General features: G+C 37.1%; 5 protein-coding genes and 1 pseudogene. 5 read left to right on the forward strand and 1 reads right to left on the reverse strand.

Going from position 1 to position 6,017, the window contains the following annotated elements; all coding sequences use genetic code 11:
* The first annotated feature begins 197 nt into the window (after positions 1–197).
* The 5 genes from ACMZ6U_RS08835 (at position 198) to ACMZ6U_RS08855 (ending at position 5,303) form a co-directional block, all read left to right on the forward strand.
* Positions 198–1,460 (forward strand): UDP-N-acetylglucosamine 1-carboxyvinyltransferase, encoded by a 1,263-nt coding sequence (locus ACMZ6U_RS08835; RefSeq protein ID WP_416108021.1) that lies wholly within the window; start codon positions 198–200, stop codon positions 1,458–1,460.
* A gap of 184 nt (positions 1,461–1,644) precedes the next feature.
* Positions 1,645–2,199 carry a GNAT family N-acetyltransferase gene (locus tag ACMZ6U_RS08840; protein ID WP_416108023.1) on the forward strand — a complete coding sequence of 185 codons (555 nt, stop codon included), beginning with the start codon at positions 1,645–1,647 and terminating at the stop codon, positions 2,197–2,199.
* A complete protein-coding gene (gene spxR, locus ACMZ6U_RS08845) occupies positions 2,192–3,478 on the forward strand; it encodes a CBS-HotDog domain-containing transcription factor SpxR (protein WP_416108025.1) in 1,287 nt (428 codons plus the stop codon). Before ACMZ6U_RS08840 ends, spxR begins: the two co-directional genes overlap by 8 nt.
* A 35-nt stretch (positions 3,479–3,513) precedes the next feature.
* Entirely contained in the window at positions 3,514–4,374 is an 861-nt protein-coding gene (locus ACMZ6U_RS08850; protein WP_416108027.1) for a methionyl aminopeptidase, read from the forward strand.
* 11 nt (positions 4,375–4,385) lie between these two features.
* Positions 4,386–5,303, forward strand: coding sequence for a YihY/virulence factor BrkB family protein (locus tag ACMZ6U_RS08855; RefSeq protein ID WP_416108029.1), 918 nt, complete (start codon positions 4,386–4,388; stop codon positions 5,301–5,303).
* 446 nt (positions 5,304–5,749) lie between these two features.
* Here ACMZ6U_RS08855 and ACMZ6U_RS08860 read toward each other — a convergent pair.
* Positions 5,750–6,017, reverse strand: a pseudogene (locus ACMZ6U_RS08860) (ISL3 family transposase); the annotation flags it as partial.

A 6,017-nucleotide genomic window follows, 5' to 3' on the forward strand; every position in this document is an offset into this window, starting at 1 on the left:
CTTTAGTGTAGAACACTTTATAGATTCTGTCTAGTTTAGTGTAACCGATTCACTTCTTTTTTGTCTTGTAGGTCTCACATCTATTGTAACGCTACATAGGTATTGAAATACTAAAATTTTTGTATTTGGCACCCTTATAAAAATGTGATAAAATAGAAGGGTTAAATTCATGTATTAGTATAAGAAAGTATTAGTTTATGCGTAAAATAGTTATTAACGGAGGGAACCCTCTGCAAGGCGACGTAGCCGTTTCGGGTGCTAAAAATAGTGTTGTCGCTTTGATTCCGGCTGTTATTTTAGCTGATGATGTCGTCATATTAGATAGTGTTCCTGCTATCTCAGATGTGGATAGCTTGGTTGAGATTATGGAAATCATGGGAGCTAGTATCAAACGTTATGATGATACGCTTGAGATTGACCCTCGTGGTGTTAAAAATATTCCAATGCCATACGGTAAAATCAATAGTCTTCGTGCTTCTTATTATTTTTATGGTAGTCTTTTAGGACGTTTTTCTGAAGCTACTGTTGGTTTACCTGGTGGTTGTGATCTTGGTCCTCGTCCGATTGATTTACATCTAAAAGCTTTTGAAGCAATGGGAGTAAAGGTCTCTTATGAAGGTGAGTCCATGCGACTTGCTACTGAAAATGGGGAACCTATTCATGGAACTCATATTTATTTTGATACTGTAACGGTTGGAGCAACGATTAATACCATGCTTGTAGCAGTAAAAGCTCAAGGGCGTACAGTTATTGAAAATGCAGCTCGTGAACCTGAAATTATTGATGTAGCAACTTTATTAAATAATATGGGAGCTCGTGTTCGTGGTGCTGGTACAGACGTCATTACCATTGACGGAGTAGATTGTTTAAGTGGTACACGTCATCAAGTTATTCCAGATCGTATTGAAGCTGGTTCTTATATTGCTTTGGCAGCGGCAGTAGGTAGTGGTGTTAGAATTACAAATGTTCTATACGAGCATTTAGAGCCATTCATTGCTAAGCTGGAAGAAATGGGCGTGCGAATGACGGTTGAGGAAGATTCCATTTTTGTTGAAAAACAAGGTAACTTAAAAGCAGTCTCTATAAAAACTTCTCCTTATCCAGGATTTGCTACGGATTTACAACAACCACTGACTCCTCTATTGTTGAAGGCAGAAGGTCGTGGCACAATCTTTGATACGATTTATGAAAAGCGCGTCAACCATGTACCAGAATTAGCTCGTATGGGCGCAAAAATCTCTGTGGTTGGTGATCAGGTTGTCTATGATGGTCCAAGTCAGCTCACCGGTGCAGAAGTGAGAGCAACTGATTTGCGTGCGGGAGCAGCTCTTGTGACAGCTGGTTTAATGGCTGAAGGACGTACGGAAATTTCAAATATTGAGTTCATTCTGCGTGGTTATTCTAATATCATTGAGAAACTACGCGCTCTAGGTGCTGATATTACATTAATTGAAGAATAAAATAAAGGTTGAGGATAGAAATCCCAGCCTTTTTCTGGTGAGTATCATTATCAGATAGAACAATGCCATATCATGATGATTTAGCCTTAGATGCAGTGACAGCTCTTGTGAAAAGATATCTGTTTTATAACTAACTTTGTCCCCTGATATAGCAACAGTTTAACTGTTATGCTATAATTTTAGTATGTCAGTAGCACTTAAATTAGCGCAGTTTGCCACCTTTGAAACTGAAAGGCTCTTTTTTCGCCCTTTTTCTTATCCAGACTTAGACGATTTTGCAGATATTGTTTTAAACCCTCGTGTGACAAGGTTCATACATCCGAGCTATCAAAACAAGCAGGAAGCGGCAGAATTGCTAATAGAAGCCTTTATGAAAGAACCTTTGGGAAAATGGGCTATTGTTAACCAAAAAACGAGTAAAGTGATTGGTGCAATTCGCCTAGAAAATAGAGATGACCGACATAAGCGCGTAGAGATAAGTTATTTTTTATCAGAAGAATTCTGGCACCAAGGTTTTATGTCAGAGAGCCTTAGGGCCCTACTTAATCTCTGTTTCAAGGAATTCAAGATTCGTGTTATTGATATTATTGTTCATGAGGAGAATATAGCGAGCCAAGCTTTAGCGGAAGCGTGTGGGTTCAAAATAAAAGAGCGTTTCAAGGGAAGCGATCGCTACACTCATAAAATGAGGCGGTATACCCGTCTGGAATTACAAGGTGAGGATTATCATTATGAGTAAGCATCAGGAAATTCTTGATTATTTAGAAAATTTAAGAATTGGTAAACGTGTCAGTGTCCGTAGTATTTCAAATCATTTAAATGTTAGTGATGGAACAGCATATCGTGCAATCAAAGAGGCTGAAAATAGAGGGATTGTTGAAACGAGACCCAGAAGTGGGACTGTACGCGTTGAAAATAAGAAAAAAATTAGTCTTGAAAAAATAACGTTTGCTGAAATTGCTCGTATTAGCGATTCGGAAGTAGTGGCAGGAAGAGACGGTTTATCTCAAGAATTCAGCAAGTTTTCAATTGGTGCCATGACGCTAGAAAATATCTTGGATCACTTGGTTTCTGGAGGTTTGCTTATCGTTGGTGATCGTGAAGATATTCAGTTATTAGCCTTGGAACATGGTAATGCTATCTTGGTGACAGGTGGTTTTTCAATTTCTGAGCTAGTTAAGGATACAGCTGATAAATTAGCTATTCCTGTTATGGTAACGGCCTATGACACTTTCAGTGTTGCAACTTTAATTAATAGAGCTATTTCCAATGTTAAAATCAAAACAGATATCAAAACAGTAGGTCAAATTTATTTAGCTAAGGATGATTATGGCTGTTTAATAGATACGGATTTAGTATCTACTTATCATGATTTAGTAAAGGAAACAAATCATGTACGTTTTCCAGTTATTGACAGTAAGAATCGTGTCGTTGGCATTGTCAGCATGCGAGATGTGATTGGTAAAGATCAGCAGTTACAAATTCGAAAAGTGATGGCAAAAACGCCAGTCACAACGAATCCTAATATTAGTTTGGCGACTGTTAGTCAAAAGATGGTTTTTGAAGATTTTGATATGCTTCCAGTTGTCGATAAATCGAAAGATTTTCTTGGTGTTGTGACACGTCGGCACGTAATGGAAACCTTGAAAAATCTTTCTAAGACACATATTCATAGTTATAGTGAGCAGTTTGTTTCAAACTTAGAAGTTCTAAAAGATGGGCGTTTTCAGTTTGTGGTCGAGCCACATATGATTGATAATTCGGATAGCCTGGCTTACGGTGTATTAACAGAATTTTTGAAAGAAGCGACCATGACCCTTTTAACGAAGCGTCATCAAAAGAATATCATTATTGAACAAATGATGGTATACTTTTTACAGGCTTTACAAATTGATGACTTTTTAACCATTACGCCCAAAGTTATTGCGGAAAGTCGTCGTAGCATGACTCTTGATATTGATGTAACATCAGCAGAACAACTAGTCGTTAAAGCAATCATCACTACGAAGATGACTTAGATAAAAAGATTGAATAGTAGGAGAATAATGTAAACATGATAACATTAAAATCAGCGCGTGAAATTGAAGCGATGGATCGTGCAGGGGACTTTTTAGCAAGTATTCACATTGGCTTGAGAGAGATTATTAAGCCGGGTGTTGATATGTGGGAAGTTGAAGAATATGTTCGTCGTCGCTGTAAAGAAGAAAATGTTCTTCCATTACAGATAGGGGTAGATGGTCATCTTATGGATTATCCCTATGCGACTTGTTGTGGGCTAAACGATGAAGTTGCTCATGCCTTTCCACGCCATTATATTTTACAAGATGGTGATCTTTTAAAAGTAGATATGGTTTTGAGTGAACCTTTGGATAAATCAATTATTGATGTATCAAAGCTTAATTTTGATAATGTTGCTGAGATGAAGAAACACACCGAATCTTATGCTGGTGGATTAGCTGATTCTTGTTGGGCTTATGCAGTAGGTGACGTTTCAGATGATGTGAAACAGTTGATGGATGTCACCAAAGAAGCTATGTACATTGGTATTGAGAAGGCTTTTGTTGGTAATCGTATCGGTGATATTGGTGCAGCTATTCAAGAGTATGCTGAGAGTCATGGCTACGGTGTTGTTCGAGATCTTGTTGGGCATGGTGTGGGGCCGACGATGCATGAAGCACCAAATGTTCCACATTATGGTACAGCAGGTAAAGGTCTTCGCTTAAAAGAAGGAATGGTCCTGACCATTGAACCAATGATCAATACAGGAACTTGGGAAATTGATACAGATATGAAAACTGGTTGGGCACATAAAACCCTTGATGGTGGTCTATCTTGCCAATACGAACATCAGTTTGTGATTACAAAAGAAGGTCCAGTTATTTTGACCAGTCAAGGTGAAGAAAGAACTTACTAGAGAGAGTTTCCGTGAAAAAACTAATTTCAAGACTACAGTCCAGTGATTTTGTTAAATACTTTTTAGAATTGTTTCGCACTTCAGAAATGGATTTATCCAGTATTGCTGTGGCTTACTATCTTCTTTTAACTATATTTCCTTTCTTTGTGCTCCTAGCTAATATCTTTCCATATATCAATATCAATACAGATCAGATACTCATGTTCTTACAAGAAAATTTACCTGAAGAATTGTATCAGACAACATCTGGTATTGTTATTAATATTTTCAATGAACCTAATACTGGCTTGGTTTGGATTTCGATTGCGACTGGATTATGGACTATGTCACGAAGTATGACCTTTTTGCAAAAATCCATTAACAAAGCTTATGGTGTTCAAGATCACAGAGATATTGTCTTAGGTTATCTCTTTGGTTTTTTATCAAGTCTTGTAGTCATTTTATTTTTAGCGATTGCTATTTTGTTATCAACGTTTGGTAAAGCTGCTTTGCATTTGCTCTATTCGAATTATCCATTTGATCCCAAATTGTTTGATCTTTTGATGAGTTTAACTCAGCCGGTTACAGCAGCAGTGTTTTTTATTGCTTTAGGGGTTCTTTATTACATTTTGCCGAATGTTCATATTCGTAACATTAAGTATATTATTCCTGGAACTGTATTTACAGCGGTCGTTTTTATGACTATGACTAGCCTTTTTGGACGTTACGTGAGTTCTATGATGGATCGTTTAGACAATCTTAGAATGTTTGGTTCCATTACGATTTTAGCGGTTATGCTTTGGTTTACTGTTTTTGCTAAAGTGATTATTTTTGGGGCGATTTTAAATGCATCTTACCAAAAGAAACATATGGATGAGTTTGAAACACGAGATGGTAATGTTATAAGTTTCATTCAGAATACTTTAAATAATGAGGATAAAGAAAACTAAACTGATTAGGTGTAGAGAGCTCTGGATTTAGTTATAAATAAGAATATTTTGGCTCTTCTCCAACTGTAGTGAATGACTTATAGCTAAGCACGAGAGGAGACAAAAGTGTCTTCTCTTTTTGCAAGTTCAAAGTGATAAAGATGCATGTTTAAAAAATTTCAAAGTTTCTGAATCCAAAAGTCTGTCGTTTGGTACCCTTGATTACTTTGTTTATTATCTTCAAGCACAGTAATAATTTTTCTGGTCTCAAAATTTTGAGCGATAAAGGATAACTGGCCTTTATCGCTCGAAAATTCATTCCAGGACAGGATGGCAGGTAGCTTCTCAAAAGTTTCTTTGATTTGGAAGTTTTCCAGTTGTCTTTGAACAGTTGCTATCGAGACATGACATGACCTAGCGATGGCGGCATTGCTTAAGGTATTGATCAGAAGCTGTGTGATTTGAGATCAGACTGGTTGCGAGATTTGGTGGTTCTTTTTAACTAATGGGCTTTGTGCAGCGACAACCTTACGACAGTCTTTGTATTGAAATCTCCGTTTCTTTAGTTTTAAAAGGGAGAGCATACCTTGGAGATCTAGTATTGGGATGGTTGAAGGCTTTTGGAAGTCGTCTTTGCTCATATTCCCACGACAAAACAGACAAATCGGTGCATGGTAATCAAGTTTAGCTCGTATTTCAATGTGAGATTGGTATTTTAAAACAAATAAAATACTA

The sequence above is a fragment of the Streptococcus pluranimalium genome (assembly GCF_047785745.1).
Classification (GTDB): domain Bacteria; phylum Bacillota; class Bacilli; order Lactobacillales; family Streptococcaceae; genus Streptococcus; species Streptococcus pluranimalium_B.